General features: G+C 65.5%; 18 protein-coding genes and 1 tRNA gene. 11 read left to right on the top strand and 8 right to left on the bottom strand.

The features are described from left to right. The 5 genes from sufD (at nt 1) to C438_RS18045 (ending at nt 3526) form a co-directional block, all read left to right on the top strand. Complete coding sequence (gene sufD, locus C438_RS18065; protein ID WP_004971152.1) at nt 1-1209, top strand: Fe-S cluster assembly protein SufD; 1209 nt, start codon at nt 1-3, stop codon at nt 1207-1209. Nucleotides 1210-1376: 167 nt separating this feature from the next. Further along, nucleotides 1377-1868: a hypothetical protein gene (locus tag C438_RS18060; RefSeq protein WP_004064301.1), complete on the top strand. Its 492-nt coding sequence runs from the start codon at nt 1377-1379 to the stop codon at nt 1866-1868. Nucleotides 1869-1872: 4 nt separating this feature from the next. Beyond that, on the top strand, nt 1873-2325 hold the full coding sequence (locus C438_RS18055; protein WP_004971151.1) for a metal-dependent transcriptional regulator: 453 nt from the start codon (nt 1873-1875) through the stop codon (nt 2323-2325). Nucleotides 2326-2458: 133 nt separating this feature from the next. Then, nucleotides 2459-2562 (top strand) — tRNA-Gln (locus tag C438_RS18050). Between the two features lie 205 nt (nt 2563-2767). Further along, nucleotides 2768-3526, top strand: coding sequence for an FkbM family methyltransferase (locus tag C438_RS18045; RefSeq protein ID WP_004971150.1), 759 nt, complete (start codon nt 2768-2770; stop codon nt 3524-3526). A 47-nt stretch (nt 3527-3573) separates the two neighbouring features. On the opposite strand, the gene C438_RS18040 is transcribed toward C438_RS18045, so the two are convergent. Next, nucleotides 3574-4293, bottom strand: coding sequence for an alanyl-tRNA editing protein (locus tag C438_RS18040; protein ID WP_004971149.1), 720 nt, complete (start codon nt 4291-4293; stop codon nt 3574-3576). Between the two features lie 194 nt (nt 4294-4487). Here C438_RS18040 and C438_RS18035 point away from each other — a divergent pair, with 194 nt between their 5' ends. Then, on the top strand, nt 4488-5177 hold the full coding sequence (locus tag C438_RS18035) for an HD domain-containing protein (RefSeq protein WP_004971148.1): 690 nt from the start codon (nt 4488-4490) through the stop codon (nt 5175-5177). 54 nt (nt 5178-5231) lie between these two features. Here C438_RS18035 and C438_RS18030 read toward each other — a convergent pair whose 3' ends face one another. From C438_RS18030 to proS, 4 genes are all read right to left on the bottom strand, one after another. Beyond that, on the bottom strand, nt 5232-6221 hold the full coding sequence (locus tag C438_RS18030; protein ID WP_004971147.1) for an NAD-dependent epimerase/dehydratase family protein: 990 nt from the start codon (nt 6219-6221) through the stop codon (nt 5232-5234). A gap of 173 nt (nt 6222-6394) precedes the next feature. Continuing rightward, nucleotides 6395-6706: a nucleoside triphosphate pyrophosphohydrolase gene (locus C438_RS18025; RefSeq protein WP_004971146.1), complete on the bottom strand. Its 312-nt coding sequence runs from the start codon at nt 6704-6706 to the stop codon at nt 6395-6397. Nucleotides 6707-6767: 61 nt separating this feature from the next. Further along, complete coding sequence (gene gltB, locus C438_RS18020) at nt 6768-11303, bottom strand: glutamate synthase large subunit (RefSeq protein WP_004971145.1); 4536 nt, start codon at nt 11301-11303, stop codon at nt 6768-6770. A gap of 160 nt (nt 11304-11463) precedes the next feature. Beyond that, nucleotides 11464-12930, bottom strand: a complete 1467-nt coding sequence (proS, locus tag C438_RS18015; RefSeq protein ID WP_004971144.1) for a proline--tRNA ligase — start codon at nt 12928-12930, stop codon at nt 11464-11466. A 163-nt stretch (nt 12931-13093) separates the two neighbouring features. Here proS and C438_RS18010 point away from each other — a divergent pair, with 163 nt between their 5' ends. Further along, nucleotides 13094-13585 (top strand): HTH domain-containing protein, encoded by a 492-nt coding sequence (locus tag C438_RS18010; RefSeq protein ID WP_004971143.1) that lies wholly within the window; start codon nt 13094-13096, stop codon nt 13583-13585. A 39-nt stretch (nt 13586-13624) separates the two neighbouring features. Here C438_RS18010 and C438_RS18005 read toward each other — a convergent pair whose 3' ends face one another. Then, a complete protein-coding gene (locus C438_RS18005) occupies nt 13625-14104 on the bottom strand; it encodes a hypothetical protein (protein WP_004971142.1) in 480 nt (159 codons plus the stop codon). Nucleotides 14105-14352: 248 nt separating this feature from the next. Here C438_RS18005 and C438_RS18000 point away from each other — a divergent pair, with 248 nt between their 5' ends. The 4 genes from C438_RS18000 to C438_RS17985 all read left to right on the top strand — a co-directional run bounded on the left by C438_RS18000 (nt 14353) and on the right by C438_RS17985 (nt 17750). After that, the gene (locus tag C438_RS18000) at nt 14353-16275 is read left to right on the top strand and encodes a beta-CASP ribonuclease aCPSF1 (RefSeq protein ID WP_004971141.1); all 1923 of its coding nucleotides are present in this window, start codon (nt 14353-14355) and stop codon (nt 16273-16275) included. 71 nt (nt 16276-16346) lie between these two features. Next, entirely contained in the window at nt 16347-16757 is a 411-nt protein-coding gene (locus C438_RS17995; RefSeq protein WP_004971140.1) for a type IV pilin, read from the top strand. 63 nt (nt 16758-16820) lie between these two features. Continuing rightward, nucleotides 16821-17204: a methylglyoxal synthase gene (locus tag C438_RS17990; RefSeq protein ID WP_004971138.1), complete on the top strand. Its 384-nt coding sequence runs from the start codon at nt 16821-16823 to the stop codon at nt 17202-17204. A 114-nt stretch (nt 17205-17318) separates the two neighbouring features. Further along, nucleotides 17319-17750, top strand: a complete 432-nt coding sequence (locus C438_RS17985) for a DUF7332 family protein (protein WP_004971137.1) — start codon at nt 17319-17321, stop codon at nt 17748-17750. 73 nt (nt 17751-17823) lie between these two features. Here C438_RS17985 and C438_RS17980 read toward each other — a convergent pair whose 3' ends face one another. Then, nucleotides 17824-19332: a DUF7344 domain-containing protein gene (locus tag C438_RS17980; protein ID WP_004971136.1), complete on the bottom strand. Its 1509-nt coding sequence runs from the start codon at nt 19330-19332 to the stop codon at nt 17824-17826. 104 nt (nt 19333-19436) lie between these two features. After that, nucleotides 19437-20213 carry an endonuclease III domain-containing protein gene (locus tag C438_RS17975; RefSeq protein WP_004971135.1) on the bottom strand — a complete coding sequence of 259 codons (777 nt, stop codon included), beginning with the start codon at nt 20211-20213 and terminating at the stop codon, nt 19437-19439. Nucleotides 20214-20279 lie beyond the last annotated feature (66 nt).

Raw genomic sequence — 20279 nt, 5'->3', positions numbered from 1 at the left:
ATGAGTGCGCAACTTCCCGCGAACCTGTCCGCAGAGACGGTACGAGAGATTTCGGACGCACGGGACGAGCCGGAGTGGCTCCTCGAGGCCCGCCTCGAAGCCCTCGAAGCACTCGACGAGCTCGAACTGCCGGACGTCATCCAGACGCCCGGTCGCCGCTGGACGAACCTCGAAGCGCTCGACTTCGAGTCGCTCGTCGACCCGCTGAACCAGGCCGACGAGACGACCCGCGAGTCGCCCGAGGGCGTCGTCGTCCTCCCCTTCACGGAGGCGCTCGACGAGTACGGCGACCTCATCGAGGAGCGCTTCGGCTCCGTCGTCGCCCCCGAGTCGAACTACCTCACGGCTCTCTCGGCGGCGCTTTTCACCACGGGCACGTTCATCTACGTCCCCGAGGGCGTCGACGCCGAGGACGTGAAGATTCGCGCCGAGATGAACTCTCGGTCGCTGTTCAGCCACACGCTCGTCGTCACCGAGAAATCCTCGTCGGTCACCATCCTCGAAGCCGTCGAGTCCGGCGACAGCGTCGACGACGCGCGGTACTTCTCGAACCTCGTCGAAATCGACGCGGGCGAGAACTCGTACGTCCAGTACGGCTCTCTGCAGAACCTCGACGAGGAGACGTACACGTACTCGCTCAAGCGCGCCGACGCCGACACCTACTCGACGGTCAACTGGATCGAGGGGAACCTCGGCTCGCGGCTCACCCGGAGCGACGTCGAGACCGAACTCAACGGCGAGGCGTCGGAGACGAAAATCGTCGGCGCGTTCTTCGGTCACGACGACCAGCACCTCGACGTGAACGCCCGCGTCTGGCACAAAGCCGAGAACACGACGGCCGACCTCGTGACCCGCGGCGTCCTCGACGACGAGGCGCGCTCGGTGTACGAGGGCGTCCAGGACGTCGGCCGCGACGCGTGGAGCACGAACTCCTACCAGCGCGAGAACACGCTGATGCTCTCGGACCAGTCCGAGGCGGACGCGTCGCCGAAGCTCATCATCAACAACCACGACACCGAGGCGTCGCACGCCGCCTCCGTCGGGCAGGTCGACGCCGAGGACCTCTTCTACATGGTCTCTCGGTCCATCCCCGAAGAACAGGCCCGTAACATGCTCGTGGAGGGCTTTTTCGTCCCCGTCCTCGAAGAGATTGCCGTCGACGAGTTCCGCGACGACCTCGAGGAGCTCATCGCGGCCCGCCTGCGGTAGTCCGACCGCTCCGCGGCGCGGCTTCGCCGACCGTTTTTTCGCCGTTTCGCCGACCGATGCTTCCCGCCTCGCCGACCCGCGAGGGAACCGCTTAAGTCGGTTACTCTCGGAGAGGTGTGTATGTACGTCGCGGGACCGTGTCTTCGAACGGTGAGGGGGACGAGTCCGTGAGCGTCGGGTATCAGGTCAGCTCGGACCACCAGCTCGCACGACTCCTCCAGATCGGTATCGTCCTCGAAGAAGTCGTGGAGGCGCGCGCCTACCACCACCACGAGGAACTCGACGAAGACGCGCTCGACGAGGAGATTCGGGCCCTGCTTTCGCACGCCGCCGAGGAGTCCGCGGACCACCGCGAACGCCTCGAAGCCGTCATCGACCGGCTGGAGGTCGACAGCGTCCCCTTCGAGGAGATTGAGGCGCTGGTCGAGGCCCAGTACGGCCAGACGAAGCCCGAGGACTTCGACGGCGTTCTGTACGACCAGCTCTGTAACGAGGAGACTGCCTACAAGTTCTACGACGACGTCATCGAGGCCATCGAGGCGAGCGAGGCACAGTTCTCTATCGACCGCGAGGAACTCGTCGCGACGCTGTCGGCGATTCGCGACGAGGAGGCCGAGGGCGTAGAAGAAGTGACGCGAATCATGGAAGACCGCGAGTGAAACGATGAACACGGCAGACCAATACGTCAAGGCGATTTACCTGCTGCAGGAGATGGAGAACGGCCCGGCGGCCACCGGCGCGCTCGCGGACATGATGGAGGTGAGTCCGGCGAGTGCGAACGAGATGATCGGCAAGCTCGAATCCCGTGGCCTCGCCGAACACGAGAAGTACAAGGGCGTCACGCTCACGGACGAGGGCATCGTCCGCGCCCGCGACGCGCTCCAGACCTACTGCATCATCGAGCGCTTCCTCTCGAACGTCCTCGACGTCGAGGAGTTCCGCGCGGAGGCCCGCGAACTCGAACCCGTCATCGACGGGATGATCGCGGAGCGACTCGACACCATCATCGACCGCAACTCCGAGTGTCCCGACTGTTTCGACCCCGAGACGGACGCCTGCGAGTATCTCGACGTGTGCGGCGCGGAACCCGAGACGGAGACGGAAGCCGCCGATTAGTCGCCGCCGCCGACCGACCGGAACCGAAGCGTTTTCATTTACCAGCGGACAACCGACGAGTGCGCAGTCCCGTGGTGGTGAGCAATCTCGAAGCGATTGCGAGTTACAGGGGACGAGCGAACGACGTGACCGAAGTCCCGTGGTGTAGTGGCCAATCATAGCGGCCTTTGGATTGGTACGGTTCAATGCGTGCCGAGAAGACAGCCGCTGACGGCGGTTCGAATCCGCCCGGGACTATCCTGCGACGAACGAACGTGAGGAGCGGATAGCCTGCGCGGATTCGACGCCCAGAGGTCGAGAGGATTCGAGACCTCGCGGTTCGAATCCGCCCGGGACTACTCAAACTTCTCCGACGAATCGATAACACGCCGAGTCGCGTCTCCGCCGAGCGATTTTTATCGCCACACAATGACAATACACTAACGTGTCTCTCCTGCACCCGGTGTCGGCCGCTCGCCACCTCGCGTACTCCCTCCACTACGCGCTCGTCCGGGCGAACTACGAGCGACGGCTCGTCGCCACGAAAAAGCACGTCGGGCGGACGAGCTTCAGGAGCTACGAGCTGTACAACCGCCACGGCAACGACGTGCTCCTGCAGGCGCTGTTGCTCGGGCTCGACGGCGGCGACGTGGTCGTCGACGTGGGCGCGAACACGGGCACCTACACGCTCGCGGTCGCGGCCAGCGAGCCCTCGGCGCGGGTGGTCGCCGTCGAGCCGCACCCCGAGGTCATAGACCAGTTGCGGGCGAACGTCGAGGTCAACGACTTCGACGACCGGGTGGACCTCCTCGACTGCGGCCTCGGTGAAGCCGACGAATCGCGGGCGTTCCACCTGTCGAGCTACGACGAACTGGGGTCGTTCTCGCGGGACCACGCGAACGCGTGGGAGGCGCGGGTCGTCGACACGGCGTCGGTGTCGATGCGACGGCTGGACTCGCTCGTCGACGCCGGGACGGTCCCGCCGCCTGACCACCTGAAAGTGGACGTCGAGGGGTTCGGCCTGAACGTGCTTCGGGGGGCGGAGGAAGTCCTCCGCGAGCACCGGCCGACGGTGTATTTCGAACTGCACGACGCCCGCGGGAGCCACGACGAGGCGGCGGCGAAGGCCCTGCTCCGCGAGGCGGGCTACGAGTTGGTTCCGGTCCGCGAGGGCTGGGTGTGCGAGCCGCGGGCGCGGGCAGAAGCGTCCCGGTCCGCGTAGTCGCGGTCCCGGCCGAGGAGTCGATTCGACCGGCGACCGGCGACCGGCTATTCGAGGACGAAGTTCACGCGCTCGTGCGCCGAGCCTTGGGTCGTCCGGCCGGTGACGGAGACCGCGCCGATGTCGCCCGTCGATGCGACGTGCGTCCCCGCGCAGGCGGTCCGGTCGAAGGGGTCCTCGGCGTCGCCGATTTCGACGATGCGGACCTCGCGAATCGACTCCGGAAGCAGGTGCAGACGGGTTCGCTCGGGGTCGAGCGTCGCCTCGGCCTCCTCGCGGTCGAGGCTGTACCACCGGACGGGGAGGTCGGACGCGACGAGGTCGTTCAGGCGCGTCTCGATGGTCTGGAGGTCGTCGTCGTCGAAGCGGTCGTAGGCGCAGTCGAGGCGCGCGCGGTCGGCGTACAGTTGGTTGCCCGTCGTCTCGGCGCCGAACTCGTCGAGGAGGACCGCAGAGAGGAGGTGCTGAGCCGTGTGGTAGCGACTGTGCGCGCGCCGCCGCGCCGCGTCGATGCACCCGGTGACGGTCGTTCCCGGTTCGGGCGCGTCGCCCGCGACGACGTGTTCGATTCGGTCGCGTTTCCGGACGTCGGTCACGGTCCAGTGCTCGCCGCCGGTCGAGAGCGTCCCCGTGTCGTGTGGTTGGCCGCCGCCGGTCGGATAGAAGTAGGTTCGGTCGAGGACGACGCGGTCGCTCCCGCGGACCGTCTCGACGGTCGCCTCGAACTCGTCTGTCGCCGCGTCGTCGAGGTATCGTGCGTCGGTCACGGCGGAGACGATGCGGCCGGGCGAGTTAACTCTCTCCGATGTGGCACGGCTTCACACCACCGGCCACGAGACCCGGTCTGTTCGCCCGAGAGCACGGTTCCCGCGACTGAGGGTGTCGTAACGCCTAAGAGTGGAACGACCCTCATTCTGTGTAATGAGAATACGCACGTGCCAACACCGACGGAGGTTCTGCCGTGGGCGTTGAAATCAAAGAGTCGGCCGTCTCCGACGCGGAGTTCGAAGACATGAAGCGCTTCGTCTCGGACTATCTCTCTGCGAGCGTCGAAAACGAAGACGACGGCGGGCGGATGCGCTGGTACCCGTGGCACTCCGCGGAGTACCGGTTCAACCACATCCTCAACGTCGTCGACCTCGCGACGCGCATCGCCGACCGCGAGGGCGCGGACGTGAACGTCGTTCGCGTGGCCGCCCTCTTTCACGACATCTCGAAGCTCGAAGCCGACCAGGACGTCCACGCCGAGGAGGGCGCTCGCGTCGCCCGCGAGTTCCTCAGTAGCCACGGCGACTACCCCGAGTCGTTCGTCGAGCAGGTGTGTCAGGTCGTCTCCGACCACTCGTATCAGGGATCGCTGACGGACGTGTCGCTGGAGACGCGCTGTCTCATCGAGGCCGACATCCTCGACAAAATCGGCGCGAACGGCACCGCACTGATGCTCCTGCGGATGGGCTACGAGGCCCGGACCCACATGGACGCCGCCGAGATGGTCGAGCGCGTCTTCGAACGCGGCCGCGACGCCTCCGCGCGACTCGAAACCGACACGGCCCAGAGCTTCGCCCACCAGCGGCTCAAACGAGTCAAGTGGTTCCGCGAGTGGCTCGAAGACGAGGTCCCCGAGATGGACCACGACGGCCAGTTCAGCTGAGTTCGTCGGAGCCGCCGCCTCGCCGCCTCGGTTTTTCGAGCGAATCACCCCGCCTCAGAGCGTATCGAGTATCGAGAGCACGCGTTCTTCGGCGTCGCGGCCGGGGTCGTGTTCGGAGCCGTCGCGGTCGCTCTCGCGGTGGTCGGCGACCGACCGGCGCATCGCCTCCTCGACGGGAGTCGACTCCCAGCCGAGTCGGGCGAGCTTGTCCGTCGCGAGGACGTGCGGGTAGTCGCGGTAGAGGACGAAGTCGTCCATCGAGAGGTCGGCCGCGGCGAGTTCGCGCTCGCCCGCGTGGACGACCTCGACGTCGGTGCCCGCGGCGTCGGCGATGACTTCGACCATCTCTTCGAGCGTCACGAGCCGTCTGTCGCCGACGTTGTAGGCCTCGCCGGCCTCGCCCTCCTCGGCGACGACGCGCATCGCGCTCGCCACGTCCTCGACGTACGCTCGGTGCCAGACGTTCGTCCCGTCGCCGGGGACGACGACACGGTCGTAGTTCAGCACGCGGTCGATCCAGTAGTCGAGGCGCTCGGTGTAGTCCTCGGGACCGTAGACGATGCAGGGGCGGACGGACATCGCGTTGATTCCCCGCGAGGCCGCTTCGAAGACGACGCGGTCGCCCTCGGCCTTCCGCGGGCCGTAGCTCGCGCCCGAGTCGTCGGTCGCCTGCTCGTCGGTGCAGTCGCAAAGCGGCGTCTCGCCCTCGCGCTTCGGGATGACTTCGGCCCCGTAGGCCGCGCCGCTGGAGATGTAGACGTAGGCGTCCACGTCGGCGAAGATATCGACCGCCGAAGCGACCTCCGCGGGCTTGTACGCCACGCAGTCGAACACCGCGTCGGGCTCGACGGTCAGCTTCGCGGTTCGGAGCGCCTCGTCGTCGGTTCGGTCGCCCTGCACGTGCTGGACGCGCGGGTCGTCCTCGAAGGGGTTGTCGTGGTTGCCGCGGTTGAAGATGGTCACGGCGTAGCCGCTGTCGAGGAGTTCGGAGACGAGGTGGCGGCCGATGAATCGCGTGCCGCCGATGACGAGTGCGTTGTCCATGTCTCGGCCGAGGGTGCGCGCGGTGAAAAACGTGGGAGAATCGGTGGCGGGTGCCGGTTCGGTGGCGTTCGCGGCGACCTGCTCGTCGTCCGGCGAATCGCGCGCCTCGCGCCCGACTGGCGACGGGACCGACGACTGTGTCTAATCACGCGTCGGCGTAGCCGGCGCGGACCTCACTCGACGCGTTCGAGTACCACGCCGTCTTCGAATCCACCGCGCTCGGCCGCCTTCTCTCGCGCCGCCGTCTCGACGGTCTCCCAGTCCTCGTCGCGTCGGGCGAGGACCGCATCGACAACGGCGTACACGTCTGCGAGTTCTTCGACGCGTCCGGATTCGGCGAACTCTTCGGCCTCTTCGACCAGTTTCTCGCGCAGTCGGCGGTCGAACTCCTCGTCGTCGGCGACGTGGACGACCGGCGTCTCGCCCGACTCGCGGACGATTCGGGGAATGTCGTCACGGACCAGTTTGTCGTACTCGCGTGCCATTGACTCGCGACTCGGCGTGCGGGAAGAAAAAGACGGTCGGTGGTTCGGAGGCGTGGCGCGCTCAGTCGTCGCTGGTCGTCGCCGCGCCGACCCTGTCGGCACCGGCGTCGACGATTGCGCCCGCCTTGGCGGGGAGTTCGTTGCGAACGTCCTCGCGGCCGTCTTCGGCGATGACCTCGGCGTACGCGTCGGGCATCACCTTCACGAAGTCGCCGAGGACCGACTGCCAGTCGTCGAGCAGTTCGGCCGCGCGGTCGGAGTCGGTGTACGTGAGGTGGTTCTCGACGAGCCGGGTGAGCATCGCCTCGTCCTTGTCGTCGAGGTGGTCTTCGAGCGTCACCATCTCGGTGTTCGCCTTCGCGGCGAACTCGTCGTCGGGGTCGTAGACGTAGGCCACGCCGCCGGACATCCCCGCGGCGAAGTTGCGGCCCGTCTCGCCGAGGACGGCGACGACGCCGCCGGTCATGTACTCACAGCCGTGGTCGCCGACGCCTTCGACGACCGCCTTCACGCCGGAGTTGCGGACGCCGAAGCGCTCGCCGGCGAGGCCGTTGACGTAACACTCGCCCTGCGTCGCGCCGTAGAGGGCGACGTTGCCGATGAGGATGTTCTCGGCGGCCTCGTAGTTGGCCTCGGCGGGCGTGTCGACGATGACGCGGCCGCCCGAGAGCCCCTTGCCGACGTAGTCGTTGGCGGCCCCGGTGAGCCGCATCGTGACGCCGCGGGCGAGGAAGCCGCCGAACGTCTGGCCGGCGATGCCGTCGAACTCACAGCGGATGGTGTCGTCCGGCAGGCCCTCGCCGCCGTGGGCGTTGGAGATGCGGTTCGAGAGCATCGCGCCGACCGCGCGGTCGACGTTCGAGAGGTCGCGGCGAATGACGACCGGTTCGCGGTTCTCGATGGCCTCGGCGGCCTCGTCGATGAGCTTGTGGTCGACGTGGGTCTCGATGTCCGCGTGGACCTGGTCTTCGGTCTTGCGGCGCGCGCCCGTCTCGGGCTCGGCCAGTACCGACGAGAGGTCGAGGTGCTTCGCCTTCTCGTGGTTCGTCTCGACCTGCCGGAGGAGCGACGGACGGCCGATCATCTCGTCGAGCGAGGTGAAGCCGAGGTCGGCCATAATCTCGCGGAGTTCCTGCGCGATGAACGTCATGTAGTTGATGACGTGGTCGGGCTCGCCGGGGAAGCGGCGACGCAGGTTCTCGTCCTGCGTGGCGACGCCGACCGGGCAGGTGTTCTCGTGGCACTGGCGGGCCATGACACAGCCCGAGGTGACGAGCGACGCGGTCCCGAAGACGTACTCCTCGCCGCCGAGGAGGGCGGCGACGGCCACGTCGCGGCCGGTCTTCATGCCGCCGTCGACGGAGACGCGGATGCGGGAGCGAAGCCCCGTCGCGCGGAGCATCTGGTTGGCCTCGGCGAGGCCGAGTTCCCACGGGAGGCCCGCGTTCTTGATGGAAGTCTTCGGCGACGCGCCGGTGCCGCCGTCGTAGCCCGAAATGTGGACCACGTCGGCTTTCGCCTTCGAGACGCCGGCGGCGATGGTGCCGATGCCGGCCTCGGAGACGAGCTTGACGTTGATGTCGGCGTCGGGGTTGGCCGACTTCAGGTCGAAGATGAGCTGTTTGAGGTCCTCGATGGAGTAGATGTCGTGGAGCGGCGGCGGCGAGATGAGGCCGACGCCCGGCGTCGCATAGCGGACGTGGGCGATCATCTCGTTTACCTTCTTGCCGGGGAGGTGGCCGCCCTCGCCGGGCTTCGACCCCTGTGCCATCTTGATCTGAATCTCGTCGGCCGACGAGAGGTACTCCGAGGTGACGCCGAAGCGGCCGGAGGCGACCTGCTTGACGTTACACTCCTTTTCGGTGCCGAAGCGCTCCGGCGGCTCGCCGCCCTCGCCGGAGTTGGACTTGCCGCCGATGCGGTTCATCGCGATGGAGTTGTTCTCGTGGGCCTCCGGCGAGAGACTGCCGAGCGACATCGCGGCCGTCGAAAAGCGCTTGACGATGTCCTCGACGGGTTCGACCTCGTCGATGTCCACGGGCTCGCGGTCGGAGTCGAACTCGAGCAGGCCGCGGAGCGCCTTCAGCTGTTTCGACTGGTCGTTGACCAGTTCGGCGAACTCCTGGTACTTCTCGTAGTCGCCGGTGCGGACGGACTGCTGGAGCGTGCCGACGGTCTGGGGGTTCCAGCCGTGGTGGATGCCGGCCGAGCGGTTCTCGTACTCGCCCTGCCGCTCGAGCTTCGGGTCCGCGCCGAAGGCGGCGGCGTGGCGGGTCAAAAGGTCCTCCTCGATGACGTCGAGGCCGATACCCTCCGTGCGGATTTCGGTGCCCTCGAAGTACTCGGCGACGAAGTCGGAGGCGAGGCCGACCGCCTCGAAAATCTGCGCGCCGCGGTAGCTCTCGACCGTCGAGATGCCCATCTTGGCCATCGTCTTGAGCAGGCCGTCTTCGAGCGCGTGGACGTACGCGTCGATGGCCTCGCCCTCGTCGGCCCCGTCGGGGCCGGCGACGATGTCCTCGATGGTCTGGTAGGCGAGGTAGGGGTTCACCGCGCCCGCGCCGTAGCCGACGAGCGTGGCGAGGTGGTGGACCTCGCGGGGGTCGCCGGACTCGACGACGAGGCCGGCGTGGTTCCGCAGGCCGTTGCGGACGAGGCTGTGGTGGACCGCGCCCGTCGCGAGCAGGCTCGGGATGGCGACGCGGTCGGCCCCGACCGCGCGGTCGGAGAGGACGACGATGTCCGCGCCGTCTTCGATGACCTCCTTGGCCTCCTCGCGGACGGCCTCGATGGCCTCCCGGATGTCGCCGCCCTTCTCGTAGGTGGTGTCGACGACGGCGCTCCGCATGTCGTCGTCGAGGTCCTTGATGGCCGCCGTCTCGGCGTCCGTGAGGACCGGCGAGTCGAGGACGAGCTGGCGCGCGTGGTCGGCCGACTCGTCGAGCAGGTTCCGCTGGAAGCCGAGCCGCGACTCCAGGCTCGTCACGAGCTTCTCGCGGATGTAGTCGATAGGCGGGTTCGACACCTGCGCGAACAGCTGTTTGAAGTAGGTGAAAAGCGGCCGGTTGAGGTCCGACAGCACCGAAAGCGGCGTGTCGTCGCCCATCGAGCCGACGGGGTCCTTGCCGTCGCGGGCCATCGGCTCTATCATGTGGTTGAGCTGGTCGTGCGTGTAGCCGAACGCGGCCTGCGTCGCGCGGAGCGACTCGACCTGTCCGCGCGAGGTGGAGTCCACGTCGCCGGCGATGTCGTCGAGGTGGCGCTGTTGTTCGTCGACCCACTCGCCGTACTTCTCGTCGGTGAGGGAGTCGAACACCTCGGCGTCGGGGATGACGCGACCCTCCTCGGGGTCGGCCATGAAAATCTCGCCGGGCTGGAGCCGACCGCGGGATTCGAGCTCCGCGGGGTCGGTGTCGAGCGCGCCGACCTCGCTGGCGACGATGAGGCGGCCGTCGGTCGTCACCTCGTAGCGACACGGGCGGAGGCCGTTGCGGTCGAGGACGGCGGCGATGCGGTCGCCGTCGGTTGCCGCGACGAGCGCGGGGCCGTCCCACGGCTCGACCAGCGAGGCGTGGAAGTCGTACCAGTCGCGGCGCGCTTTGTCCATCGCGTCGTCGTTGCGGTACGCCTCGGGGATGAGCATCCGCAGGACGTGCGGGAGTTCGCGGTCGCTCTTGAGGAGCAGTTCGACCACGTTGTCCACGCTCGCGGTGTCGGACTGGTCGGCCTTCGTGATGGGCATGAGCGTCTCGATGTCGTCGCCGAAGGCCTCGTGCTGGAGGTCCGTCTCGCGGGCGCGCATCCAGTTGACGTTGCCGCGGATGGTGTTTATCTCGCCGTTGTGGATGACCTGACGGTACGGATGAGCGAGGTGCCACGCGCCGAGCGTGTTCGTGGAGAACCGCGCGTGAACGAGCGCGAGCTCAGTCGTCATCCGCTCGTCGCCGAGGTCGGGGTAGTAGTTCGGGAGCTGTTCGGCCGTGAGCAGTCCCTTGTAGACGATGGTCTTCCGGTCGAGCGAGCAGACGTAGAACCGTCCCGCGCCCTCGATAGCGAGGTCGTCGACCGCCTTCTCGGCGGCTCGACGCCCGAGGTACAGCGCGCGGTCGAAGTCGTCTTCGGTCATCTCGTCGGCCGGCTCGACGAACAGTTGCCAGACGTCGGGCTCCGATTCGAGCGCGGTCGCGCCGAGCTCTGCGTTGTCGGTCGGCACGTCGCGCCAGTCGAACACGGACAGTCCGCGGTCGGCCAGCGACTCCTCGACAACCGCCGAAACGCGCTCGCGGACCTCGTCGTCGGTCGGCATGAACACCGAACCGGCCGCATAGAGGTCCGGAAGCTCGGATTCGAGAACGGAGTCGAAGAACTCGTCGGGTCGTTGGAACAGGATACCCGCCCCGTCCCCGGTGTTTTCCTCAGCGCCCGTGGTGCCGCGGTGCTCGAGGTTCTCCAGGAGTTCGAGGCTGTCTGCGACGACTCGGTGCGAGGCGCCGTTTTCGAGGTCTACGACGGCCCCAACGCCGCAGTTCGACCGCTCGTCGGTCGGGTCGGCTAACCCGCCCTGAGCGAAGGGTGCGTCTATGTGTGGCTTGGTCATACGCCAATGATGCGGCTACCACCATAAGCAACTTTTCCTGAAACCATAAGGGTGTTACAATGTCATATAAGGATGTATGCAGACATAGTATGCCGACTAATGATGATTCGACGGACGACGAAAAATATGAACAACCGTGTAAAACGGCGCGACGGCCGATTCAGTAGGACTTCGCGAAGTACGCCGTCTCCTCGGCGTCGTCGCCGCAGACCGCGCAGTCCTCGTCGTCGTGAATCTCCGCGTCCTCGTCGTTCAGGGGAACCATGACGATTTCGGCGGCGATCTGGTCTTTAATCTCGTCCTCGCAGTCCTCGTCGCCGCACCACGGCGCTTTCACGTAGCCGCCGTGTTGGCCGATGGTGCCGAGAATCTCGTTGCGCGAGGTGGCCTCGCGGACGTTTTCTTCGAGGTTCTCCTCCGCGGCGGCGTAGAGCTTCGCGTACACCTCGTCGAACTGCTCTTGGACGGCCTCGGCGATGTTCTCGCGGTCGAGTTCGACCGACTCGCCGTCGGGGCGGTGGACGGCGGTGACGACGTCGTCGTCGACCTCGTTCGGGCCGATTTCGAAGCGGACGGGGACGCCCTTGAGCTCCCACTCGTTGAACTTGAAGCCGGGGTTGCGCTCGTCGCGGGCGTCGAGTTCGACGCGGACGCCGGCGTCTTCGAGATCTTCGGCGATGTCTTCGGCGTAGTCGAGGACCTTCTCCTGCGTGTCGGCCTGCCAGATGGGGACGATGACGACCTGCTCGGGCGCGATGGTCGGAGGCAGGACGAGTCCCTGGTCGTCCGAGTGCGTCATGATGAGCGCGCCGAGCGAACGCCACGAGAGTCCCCACGAGGTCGTGTGGGCGGGCTCTTCGTCCTCGTCTTCGGTCGTGTAGGTGAGGTCGAACGCCTCGGCGAAGGAGGTGCCGAGGTAGTGGGAGGTGCCGGCCTGCACGGACTTGCCGTCGGGCATGAGCGCCTCGACGGTCGTCGTCGTGTCCGCGCCGGGGAATTTGTCGTGTTCCGGCTTCGCGCCGCGGAGCACGGGGATGGCGAGCACGTCCTCGTAGAGCGACTGGTACTGCGAGAGGCGGGTCATCGTCTCGTCCCACGCGCCGTCGCGGGTCTCGTGGGCCGTGTGACCCTCCTGCCAGAGGAACTCCTTGGTGCGGAAGAACGGCTTCGTCTCGGTGGCCTCCCAGCGCACGACGGAGGCCCACTGGTTCACGCGGAGGGGAAGGTCTCGGTGACTGCGGACCCACCGGGCCATGTAGGGCGCGATGATAGACTCAGAGGTCGGGCGGACGGCGAGGCGCTCTTCGAGTTCCTCGTGGCCGCCGTGGGTGACCCACGCGACCTCGGGGTCGAAGCCTTCGACGATGTCCTTTTCGCGTTCGAGGTAGCTCTCGGGGATAAACAGCGGGAAGTACGCGTTCTGGACGCCCGTCTTCTTGAACTCGCCGTCGAGGTAGTTCTGGATGGACTCCCACAGCGCGTAGCCGCGCGGGCGAGTCACGATGAAGCCGCTCATGCCCTCCGGGCCGTAGTTCGCGAGGCCCGCCTTCTGGACGACCTCGGCGTACCACTCGCCGGTGTTGTACTGCTTCGACTCGGTGATACCGAGTTCCTGCTCGTCGCTCATTGCCCATCGGTAGCCGTAGCGAACCCTTAAACGCCCCGAAGGTGCCGGCGCGTCGCCCCGCCGCGCGGACCGTCTCTCGCCGGCGACGGTCGGCGGTTCCGGCGGACGCATAGATACATATCGCCGGCTGTCCTACCAGAACGTGGTGGTTGGCGTGCTAACAATGGACACAATTGTAAGCGACGAGCGGCCGACTCCCCGTGAGGAGGAGGTCCGAATCGAACTGTGGGTACCGAGCGGGCGGCGCGCGGAGTTCACACCGGTCATCGAGCGACTGGACGACGCCGTCGAGCGCGGCCTCGTCTCGGAGTACACGGTCGAGACGTGGGACCGGTTCGTAGACGTCAGCGGGGAGTTGAGCCCGCGCGAGCGCCGCGCCCGCGACCGGCTCGCGTCGTACGCGCGGTGGGCGGCGACGCGCGGCGAGCGGCTGACGGGGTTAGGCGACCTCGGCGTGCGCGGCGTCGGGCGGATGGGCCCGGAGCGACTGACGCGGCGGGTCCCGCGGGCGGTCATGGCCGAGTACGAAAACGGCGTGCTCGCGCACGTGACCGCGTGCGAGGAGTGTATCGGCGCGTTCCGCGAACGGCTCCGCGACCTCGGTTCGGCGACCGAACGCGAGCGGTCGTCGGAACCCGTTCGAATCGAGTGGTAAACGGCCCGAACCTCGTTTTTTCGTGATACTGTTTCACCGTCAGCGCCGGCTGTCGAACGGTGAGTCTCCCTCGCGCCACGACCAGCCCGGCAGGCGCGTCTGAAAGCCGGCGGCGAGCGCGGCGTCGAGGTCGTCGCGCCCGGCGGGACCGTCGGTGTGGACGGCCACGTCCGCGAAGTGGAACGTCGCCTGCGCGAGGAGTCGGAGCGGCTCGCCGCCGGCGATGGTCGCCGCGAGTTCGCGGCCGAGCACCTCGTCGACGACGAACCCCGGATAGTCGTCCTGTACGTCTAACTGCTTGAGGATGCGGACGTAGGCCGCGACGTTGACGCCGACCTCGCCGTCGGCGAACACCGCGTCGACCGCCTCGCGGTAGGCCGCGTCGTCGACTTCGCCGACGCGGGTGTCGAACTGCTCGCCGAGTCGCCGCCGCGTCTCGTTGATGAGCGGGACGACCACGTCGGCGCGCTCTCGAACCCAGTCGTGTTCCGCCGAGACGGCCGCCGGTGTGAGGTCCATGGTCGTCGAACGACCCCGAGACGCTTCGGCTTTGCGAAGGGTTTTATACTGGCGACATGGTACTGTCGGGTAAGCGGGTTTTCCCTGCCTCTTCCCGCAGTCGAGATACAACCGTATTCAGTTCACTATGCTCTCTCCGCAGTCGGCCGAGACTGGCACTCGTACACGTGGACCGGCTCGCGTCGACGCTCCTGAGGTAGGGGTTCCCGAGACCTGCCGGCGCAGGACCGGACGGGTCGCTCGTAACTATGAGCTCCGTAGATAAACAACTCGAGAATCTGAAGGCAGAGATTACGAACGAACTCCCCCGCGACATCTCGGTTTCCGACGTCAAGTACGAGGGTCCCGAACTCGTCGTCTACACGCGCGACCCGAAGAAGTTCGCTCAGAACGGCGACCTCATCCGAAAACTCGCGAGTAAGCTCCGAAAGCGAATCACGGTTCGGCCGGACCCGGACGTGCTGTCCGACCCCCGAGAGGCCGAGCCAAAGATTCTGAGCGTCATCCCCGAGGACGCCGGCGTCACCGACCTCGACTTCCACATCGACACCGGCGAAGTCGTCATCGAGGCCGAGAAACCGGGCATGGTCATCGGCCGTCACGGCTCGACGCTCCGCGAAATCACGCAGAAAGTCGGCTGGACGCCCGAAGTCGTCCGCACCCCGCCCATCGAGTCTTCGACGGTCTCGAACGTCCGCAACTTCCTCAAGCAGGAACGCGAGGACCGCCGCCGCATCCTCGAACGGACCGGCCGGCAGATTCACCGCGAACAGCTCTCGGACGACGAGTGGGTCCGCATCACGACCCTCGGCTGTTGCCGCGAGGTCGGCCGCGCCTCCTTTATCGTCTCGACGCCCGAGACCCGCATCCTCGTCGACTGCGGCGACAAGCCCGGCTCCGACGACGTGCCGTATCTGCAGGTCCCCGAGGCGCTCGGGTCGGGCGCGAACTCGCTCGACGCGGTCGTCCTCACCCACGCTCACCTCGACCACTCGGCGCTCATCCCGCTTCTGTTCAAGTACGGCTACGACGGCCCCATCTACACGACCGAGCCGACCCGCGACCTCATGGGCCTGCTCACGCTCGACTACCTCGACGTCGCCTCGAAGGAAGGCCGCACCCCGCCGTACGAGTCCGAGATGGTCCGCGAGGCCATCAAGCACACCATCCCGCTGGAGTACGGCGACGTGACCGACATCGCCCCTGACGTGAAGCTGACGTTCCACAACGCGGGCCACATCCTCGGCTCCGCCGTCTCGCACTTCCACATCGGCGACGGCCTCTACAACGTCGCGTTCTCCGGCGACATCCACTACGAGGACACCCGCCTGTTCAACGGCGCGGTCAACGACTTCCCGCGCGTCGAGACGCTCGTCCTCGAATCGACCTACGGCGGCCGCAACGACTACCAGACCGACCAGCAGGACTCCGAAAAGCGGCTCATCGAGGTCATAAACGAGACGTACGACCGCGGCGGCAAGGTCGTCATCCCCGCGTTCGCCGTCGGCCGCTCGCAGGAGATTATGCTCGTCCTCGAAGAGGCGATGCGCTCGGGCAAGATTCCGGAGATGCCCGTCCACCTCGACGGGATGATTTGGGAGGCGACGGCCATCCACACGACCTACCCCGAGTACCTCCGCGACGACCTCCGCGACCGCATCTTCCACGAGGACGAAAACCCGTTCCTCGCCGAGGAGTTCAACCACATCGACGGCGGCGAAGAGGAGCGACAGGACGTCGCCGACGGCGAGCAGGCCATCATCCTCTCGACCTCCGGGATGGTCACCGGCGGCCCCATCATGTCGTGGCTCCGCCACGTCGGCCCCGACCCGAAGTCCCGGCTGGTCTTCGTCGGCTACCAGGCACAGGGGACGCTCGGCCGCCGCATCCAGAACGGCTGGGACGAGATTCCGGTCAACGGCCGCGACGGCATGGGCCGGTCGGACACGCTGAAGCTCAAGATGGACGTCGAGACGGTCGACGGCTTCTCCGGTCACGCCGACCGGCAGGGCCTCGAAAACTTCGTCAAGACGATGAACCCGCGCCCGGAGAAGGTGCTGTGCGTCCACGGTGACGAGCGCTCCGTGCAGGACCTCTCGTCGGCGCTCTACCACGACTACAACATGCGGACGTTCGCGCCGAAGAACCTCGAAACGTTCCGCTTCAAGTAACGGACTGCGGTTCCCGTTCGGCAGTTCTCCTGTCTAGCTAGTATAATTACCATCGAGTAGATAGAACCTCGATGAGTATTCTCAATCGCAAACCCGACGGGAGTCGCGTCCCCGTCGTCATCGCTATCGTCATCGTCGGAGTTGTCTTCGCTATCGTCGGCGCAGTGGTACTCGCGGGGGTGTTGGGAACCTTCGTACTCAGCACGGGCGAACAGGCGGGTCCCACCCCGTCCGTGTCATTTCAGTTCGGCGTCAGCGACGGAACGGCGACGATAGCACACGCCGGCGGCGACTCGTTTTCGGCAGGTGAGATGCTTGTGATCACCGGCGACACCGAACAGTCGTGGGCGTCGCTGTCGGGAGAAGACGGACCCGTCGAACAGGGCGATTCGATTTCGTTCGACGTCGCGAGCGGCGAGCCCGTCGAACTCGTCTACGTGGGTGGCGACGGACGCGAACTCGTCGGTCGGTTTAGCGCGTAGTCAACCCCACGAACGAACTTCGATTGGCGAACATTAATCAGGACTCTCGAACGAGTGGTTGCCATGCGTCTCGCACTTATTGCGCACGACGAGAAGAAGCCGGACCTCATCTCGTTCGCTGAGGAGCGGCAGGCCGACCTCGAACGCTTCGAACTCATGGCGACGGGCACGACCGGCCAGCGCCTCATCGACGCCACGGGGCTCGACATCGAGCGCAAGCAGTCCGGGCCGCTCGGCGGCGACATGCAAATCGGCGCGGAAATCGCCAGCGAGACCTGCGACGGCGTCATCTTCCTCCGCGACCCGCTGACCGCCCAGCCGCACGAGCCGGACATCAGCGCCCTGCTCCGCATCTGCGACGTCCACCAGACGCCGCTGGCGACCAACCTCGCCAGCGCGGACGCCGTCCTCGACGAACTCATCAGACAGCTCGACGGCGAGGAGTAACACCGGGACCGGGCCGCGACGCGCGCGTCCATCGCCTCGCTTCGCTTCGAGATACGGTATCACGCCTGAGAATCGCGGCGTATCCTTAATTATCAGCGCGCCGGAGGCGACGGTATGCACGCCGCGACTCGCGCGTCCCTGACGCTCGCCGTGATTCTCACTGTCGCGACCGCCCCGGTCGCCGCCGCGACCGCCGCGACTTCGCCGTGTTTCCCCGGCGAAGGCCACCAGTTCGACATCGGCGGCGAGGGCGCGGGTATCGACCTCGTGGTCTTCCTCTCCGTGTTCGAGAACCTCGGCGGCGAGGGCGGCTTCGGGATGGAAGCCAGCGGCTCCGTCGGTAACGACTCCATCGTCCAACTCCGGGCGGGCGTCGCGTTCGACGGCGTCGGCCCCGCCGCGGCGTTCCTCTCGAACCCCTTCTCGCGGTTCAGCGTCGTCTACGACTACTCGATGAACCTCCCGATGTTCGCCGACTCGGGCGTCGAATCGAGCTACGAGGACGACGGCTCGCCGGTGAGCGGGCTCGAAACGAAGTCCTGTTAGTCAGTCACCCATCTGCGGTGAGACACGATCGGAAAACGCCTCGAACGGACGACGTGCGGGGGTTTTCAAGGCTTCACGGGTTCTGTGTAAACCGATAAATAATCGGCACGAACACCAGTGCGGTATAGATCGCGAACCAGACGTTCGCACTGATGTTGGAGATCACCGCTAGCTCGCCGACGTTTCCGAGGAGGATGACGATAGCTGTGACACCGATGAAGAGATAGTATATCGGCTCTGAGAGTGGCTCCAGATTCGTATTCAACCATCGTCTCCTCGGCGACCTCCGCCCTGCACTCGCTCTGAGATAGTCTTCAAATCGGTCTCCCCGGCTAACTTTCCCGCGGTGCTTGTCGAAATCGATTACATCCGCGTCGGCTAACTTCGGTAGGTGAGCCTGATACAGTGCCGTGTAGACCCTCTTTCGCTCCGACGAGGTCAACTGTCCAATCGCTTTATTGGTCTCGTTGGATGCGATTCGTTCCGCGAGGTCGCCGATGGAGACCGGAGATTCAACGTCTTCGAGGGTCTCGATGACCATTCTACGCCGTGCGTTCTGTAGGATGTGGAAGCAGTTGTCCAGTTCCCGTTGACCTAAGTCGTTTTCTGGGATATATTCGTGAAGTGAACGAAGATACGGGTCAAACAGTTCCCCGCGACGGACGACTCCGCTCTCTTCGTCAAACTCTATTATCTCCTCTTCGGACAACTTCCTCAGATGCAATTGATAGAGGGTGATGTACACTCTTTGACGCTCATCAGACGTCAGTTGAGACCGCGCTTTATCGTTCTCTTGAGCGGCGATTCGCTCAGCGATCTCTTCGATAGTCAGTGGTGAATCCGACTGGGATACCATCCGGATGGTTGATCGTCGCCTCGAATTTTTCAAAATGTCAAATATCTTATCTTTTGAACCCTCACTGGATGTTCGGTAATCGGTATCCGGTTCCCGCTGGTGTGCCTGCCGTCTAATCGCCTGATATTCGATTTCGTTTCCGAGTAGCGCGCCGAGTAGCCCACCGATTACCGTCGCATCGAGAGAATATAACAATCCAAGCGGGATTCCGACGACGATTCCGACTAACATCCCTCGCCCCGTGGTCGTTAGCCGGCTCAAGGATTCCGTCTCTGACCGGGGTTCCTCTTCGTCATCGGCCGTGTTTTGCTGACTGACTTCCGGGTCGCCGTTCGGCTTTTGGACGTGAGTGTCGAGCGGCTGGGACCCGCCGTCTGTGGCTATCTCTTCGGGTTGCTCTTCCGCGTCGTCGTCGTCTCCGTCTTGGAGCGTCTCTAAGAACTCCTCGTTGATCGAATCCAAATTTGAGATGTAATAATTAACGCTCTGGTCGATGTTGTCCTCGATCTCTTTTTGGACCTCGTTCAGGTGAGAGATAATGTACAAAATCGAGAATACGATGACGACTAAGAGTCCAAACTGGAGTGATATCAGATACCCTATATAGGTCGGAGAGTTCAGAAGTTCCGCAATTCTGCTCGGTGCCCACTGAACATATCCAATTATGAACGCCCCGACTGCAACAGATTTAGTTCCAAGACCGATCAGTCGGTCTGTCGATTCCATGCGGGATGATACTATCCGTTTCACATATTGTTTTCTCTGTAATATCGAACGTCAAGACTGTCCGACTTACGAGGACATTCTTGAGATAGTCCAGACTGTGTCTCTTACTCCGAGTTGTCGGTTACGCCGACCATCTCGCACACGTCGGCCATCGGGCACGCTTCGGGCCCGTCGAGACACGCGGGCTTGCGTGCTTTGCAGAACTCGCGGCCGAACTGAATCATCGCGGTGTGGCCGAAGCCGCACTTCTCGTCGGGAATGTCGCGTTCGAGCGCCGCCCGAACGCCTTCGTGGTCGGCGTCGGCGGGCGCGAGTCCGATGCGTCGAGCGATGCGGTGGACGTGGGTGTCGACGGGGAAGACGCCGCCGCGCCCGCCCGCAAAGAGGAGGACGCAGTCGGCAGTCTTTGGGCCGACGCCCTTCATCTCCAAGAGCCGGTCGCGGACCGTCGCGGGGGCTTCCTCGCGGACGTAGCGGTCGAAGTCGGCCTCGCTTCCGAAGTCGGCCAGCACCTCCTCTGCGACGCCTTGGATGAGCTTCGACTTCTGGTTGTAGAGCCCGCCGGAGCGGATGGCGTCGACGATGCCCTCGCGGTCGGCCGCCGCCAGCGACTCGGCGAGGTCGCCGCCGCCGTACTGCGCCATGAGTTCGTCGTGGGCCGGCTGGCTCGCCTTGTCGCTCGTGTTCTGGCTCAGAATGGTTCGGACGAGACACTCGAAGCCGCCCTGCCCGCCGTAGGCCTTCCGCCAGTAGCGCTCGCCGAGGCGGTCGACGACGACCTCGGCGCGCGTCGCGGTCTCGGGGTCGGCGGGGTCGAACACCGTCTCTCGGCCGCCGCCGCTCGCGCCGCCGCTGATGTTCTCTGCGGGTTCGTCGGGCATGTCCGGTGGTTGCGACCGCGCGGTGAAAAACGCATCTCGTCGCCTCTCCCGGTCGGCCGGCGCGAT

The organism is Haloferax denitrificans ATCC 35960, assembly GCF_000337795.1.
GTDB classification, from domain to species: Archaea; Halobacteriota; Halobacteria; order Halobacteriales; family Haloferacaceae; genus Haloferax; species Haloferax denitrificans.
Note: the sequence above shows the minus strand (reverse complement) of the source record. Positions and strands in the feature narration are given on the sequence as shown.

Bases quoted from the DNA above. Each gene is read 5' to 3' on its own strand.
- sufD (WP_004971152.1), top strand. From the start codon at position 1: ATGAGTGCGCAACTTCCCGCGAACCTGTCCGCAGAGACGGTACGAGAG.
- C438_RS18055 (WP_004971151.1), top strand. From the start codon at position 1,873: ATGAACACGGCAGACCAATACGTCAAGGCGATTTACCTGCTGCAGGAG.
- C438_RS18030 (WP_004971147.1), bottom strand. From the start codon at position 6,221: ATGGACAACGCACTCGTCATCGGCGGCACGCGATTCATCGGCCGCCAC.
- C438_RS18025 (WP_004971146.1), bottom strand. From the start codon at position 6,706: ATGGCACGCGAGTACGACAAACTGGTCCGTGACGACATTCCCCGAATC.
- gltB (WP_004971145.1), bottom strand. From the start codon at position 11,303: ATGACCAAGCCACACATAGACGCACCCTTCGCTCAGGGCGGGTTAGCC.
- proS (WP_004971144.1), bottom strand. From the start codon at position 12,930: ATGAGCGACGAGCAGGAACTCGGTATCACCGAGTCGAAGCAGTACAAC.
- C438_RS18010 (WP_004971143.1), top strand. From the start codon at position 13,094: ATGGACACAATTGTAAGCGACGAGCGGCCGACTCCCCGTGAGGAGGAG.
- C438_RS18005 (WP_004971142.1), bottom strand. From the start codon at position 14,104: ATGGACCTCACACCGGCGGCCGTCTCGGCGGAACACGACTGGGTTCGA.
- C438_RS18000 (WP_004971141.1), top strand. From the start codon at position 14,353: ATGAGCTCCGTAGATAAACAACTCGAGAATCTGAAGGCAGAGATTACG.
- C438_RS17995 (WP_004971140.1), top strand. From the start codon at position 16,347: ATGAGTATTCTCAATCGCAAACCCGACGGGAGTCGCGTCCCCGTCGTC.
- C438_RS17990 (WP_004971138.1), top strand. From the start codon at position 16,821: ATGCGTCTCGCACTTATTGCGCACGACGAGAAGAAGCCGGACCTCATC.
- C438_RS17985 (WP_004971137.1), top strand. From the start codon at position 17,319: ATGCACGCCGCGACTCGCGCGTCCCTGACGCTCGCCGTGATTCTCACT.
- C438_RS17980 (WP_004971136.1), bottom strand. From the start codon at position 19,332: ATGGAATCGACAGACCGACTGATCGGTCTTGGAACTAAATCTGTTGCA.
- C438_RS17975 (WP_004971135.1), bottom strand. From the start codon at position 20,213: ATGCCCGACGAACCCGCAGAGAACATCAGCGGCGGCGCGAGCGGCGGC.